General features: G+C 42.3%; 3 protein-coding genes. 2 read left to right on the top strand and 1 reads right to left on the bottom strand.

Translation table 11 applies throughout. The features are described from left to right. Window positions 1-102: 102 nt before the first annotated feature. A complete protein-coding gene (locus D479_RS15895) occupies window positions 103-606 on the top strand; it encodes an ImmA/IrrE family metallo-endopeptidase (protein WP_008638999.1) in 504 nt (167 codons plus the stop codon). 11 nt (window positions 607-617) lie between these two features. After that, entirely contained in the window at window positions 618-1,796 is a 1,179-nt protein-coding gene (locus tag D479_RS15890; protein ID WP_008638996.1) for a site-specific integrase, read from the top strand. Window positions 1,797-1,885: 89 nt separating this feature from the next. Here D479_RS15890 and groL read toward each other — a convergent pair. Then, window positions 1,886-3,325 (bottom strand): chaperonin GroEL (gene groL, locus D479_RS15885; RefSeq protein WP_008638993.1); only part of this gene is annotated, 1,440 nt, incomplete at its 5' end.

Genomic DNA, 3,325 nt, shown 5'->3' with positions numbered 1-3,325 from the left:
AAAAAGTAAATTTATAGCTCTATTTGAAAACCCATTTTATGTAATTTAACATTGATTATAAGAACACTTGTTCGTATAATATGTATAAAGAAGGTGAACAGTTTGAGATTTCCTTACTACACAACCACAATTCTTGAAGACCTAATCACTCGGTGGTATAAAAAACATAAATTTATAGAACCAAATGATTTAAATGTATATAGCATTGGAAATGAGTCACAAATTTTTGTCACTTCTAAACCTACCCAAGCTAGTTATATGAAAGTAGGGAAGTTTCAAGAAATTGTTATGGATAGTCGTCTTCCGTATATACAACAACGCGAACAATTCTTTCATGAGTTATGTCACGCTGTAAGGCATGCAGGTCGTCAATCTATAATGCCTTACTCCTTTTACGAACTTCAGGAAAGAGACGCTAAGCATTTTACTCTTTACGCTTCTCTTCCTACACATATGATAAATGAATATAATATTGCTAATCCAAGTATTGTTGAACAGTTGTCACGAGATTTTGCAATACCAAAGAAAGTTTGCCTTGAACGCATAGAGAAAATTAAGAGTCGAATTGTACCGTCTAGCAGCTCTAAATTTATTAATATAAAATAGGAGGGATAAATATGGCTAATTACCGAAAAAGAGGAAGTAGATGGTACTTTCAAATATATACAGGTACTGATCCAACTACAGGTAGAAAACAATTCAAATCCAAAGGGGGTTTTAAGACAAAAAAAGAGGCTCAGTTGGCTGCGGCTGAAGTAGAAAAAGAAGTATTCGAAAATACGTACGTTCAAGAACAGAATATTACGTTTCAAGAATTTACTCTAGAATGGATTAAAACTTATCGTGAAACCTCTAAAATAAGTTCAGTGAGAAATCGACAGCATAACTTGGATCACTTAAATAGGTTCTTCGGAAATAAAAAAATGAAAGATATCACGCGCAAACAGTATCAAGCTATGCTTGCTTCGCTGCATAGTGCAGGCTATGCGTTTAATACTTTAGATGGCATTCATGCAACAGGTAGAATGGTTTTTAGGAAAGCTGTGGAATTTAACATAATTAAAGACAGTCCGTGCGACTTCGCAAAAATCCCACGCAAAGTGGAAACCGTTGAGGAGGTAGAAAGCAGTAAAGGTGAAATTAAATTTATGGAAAAAGAAGAACTTATTCGTTTTCTTAATGCTGCTAAGGAAAGTGGCATTGATAAAGACTATCCCATGTTTTTGACACTTGCTTATAGTGGGTTAAGGGTAGGTGAGTTGATAGCCTTGAAATGGTCGGATATCGATATGTATAAAAACACCTTAAGAGTAACAAAAACGTATTACAACCCCAATAATAGAACAAAAGATTACCAATTACTAACTCCCAAAACTAAAGGATCGATCAGAACGCTAAAAATGGACGCTGGAGTTATGGAGGTCCTTAAAAAACAAAAGGAACACCAGAAGGATCTTATTGAAAAAATGAAGAACGAATATACTCAACTGGATTTTGTTTTTGCAAAAGAAGTTCAGAATCCTGGATATCCTGAATTTTTAAAGACAGTAAACACTCATATGAGACGCTTGTTAAAAATTAGTGGTATCAATAAAGAACTTACTCCTCATTCCTTGCGCCACACCCACACTTCCCTGTTAATTGAAGCTGGTGTAGGGGTTAAAGAAATTCAGCAAAGATTAGGTCATGGTGATATAAACACAACCATGAATATCTACGCACATATAACTGAAAACATGGAAGAAAAAGCCTCCCAAAAGTTCAGTGAACTTATGAGAGGCTCATTAGATTTATAGTGTTTTCCCCGCCAGGTATGTCAAAAGTATGTCATTTTGACTTTAAGGGTGAAGCTAAACCCTTGATATCAAGGGCTGTGGGGGCATGATTACATCATGCCGCCCATTCCGCCCATGCCACCCATATCAGGCATGCCGCCGCCAGCATTCTCTTCTGGAATGTCTGCGACTACCGCTTCTGTTGTCAAGAACATAGCGGCTACGGAAGCTGCGTTTTGAAGCGCAGATCGCGTTACTTTCGTCGGGTCGACGATACCTTGTTCGACCATGTTCACCCATTCGCCTGTTGCTGCGTTGAATCCTACGCCTACGTCTTCGCCTTTCAGACGTTCAACGATGATGGATCCTTCCAGACCGGCGTTGTGAGCGATTTGGCGGACCGGCTCTTCCAAGGCGCGAAGGACGATGCTTGCACCAGTCGCTTCGTCGTCGGAAAGCTCAAGGCCTTTGACAGAGTTGATGATGTTGACTAGAGCTGTACCACCACCGGCAACGATACCTTCTTCTACAGCTGCTCGTGTAGAGTTAAGGGCGTCTTCGATGCGTAGTTTACGCTCTTTCAATTCTGTTTCTGTCGCTGCTCCTACTTTGATGACAGCTACGCCGCCGGAAAGTTTAGCAAGGCGCTCTTGCAGTTTTTCTTTATCGAATTCAGAAGTTGTTTCTTCTGACTGGGCACGGATTTGCGCAACGCGGGCAGAGATCTGCTCTGGATTGCCGGCACCTTCGACGATAGTAGTGTTTTCTTTTGTGATGACGGCTTTGGACGCGCGTCCAAGCTGGTCGATTGTTGTATTCTTCAGATCAAGTCCAAGGTCTTCTGTGATCACTTGGCCGCCTGTAAGTGTCGCGATATCTTCAAGCATCGCTTTACGACGGTCACCGAATCCTGGAGCTTTGACAGCTACAGCGTTGAATGTACCGCGCAGTTTGTTGACGACGATCGTCGCAAGTGCTTCGCCTTCTACGTCTTCAGAGATCAATAGAAGCGGCTTGGACTGCTGGACGACCTGCTCAAGGACAGGAAGAACTTCCTGGATGTTGTTGATTTTCTTATCTGTAATCAAGATGTACGGATCTTCAAGAACCGCTTCCATCTTGTCTTGGTCTGTGACCATGTATGGAGAAGCGTATCCGCGGTCGAACTGCATACCCTCCACCACTTCAAGCTCCGTGTTGAATCCTTTAGATTCTTCGATCGTGATGACACCGTCGTTACCAACGCGTTCCATCGCTTCAGCGATCAGCTGGCCTACTTCGTTGTCGGCAGCAGAGATGCTCGCTACCTGTGCGATAGACTCGCGGCCTTCGATCGGCTTGGAGATTTTGCGAAGTTCTTCTGTAGCAACAGCTGTTGCTTGTTCAATTCCGCGGCGGATTCCTACTGGGTTCGCACCGGAAGTGACGTTCTTCAGTCCTTCGCGGATCATCGCTTGTGCAAGAACCGTCGCTGTAGTCGTACCGTCCCCGGCTACATCGTTTGTTTTGGAAGCTACTTCAGAAACGAGCTGTGCTCCCATGTTTTCGAA

The organism is Halobacillus sp. BAB-2008 (assembly GCF_000328325.1).
In the GTDB taxonomy this organism is placed as follows: Bacteria; Bacillota; Bacilli; order Bacillales; family Halobacillaceae; genus Halobacillus.
Note: the sequence above shows the minus strand (reverse complement) of the source record. Positions and strands in the feature narration are given on the sequence as shown.

Excerpts from the sequence above, each read along its gene's own strand:
- D479_RS15890 (WP_008638996.1), top strand. The coding sequence starts at position 618 with ATGGCTAATTACCGAAAAAGAGGAAGTAGATGGTACTTTCAAATATAT.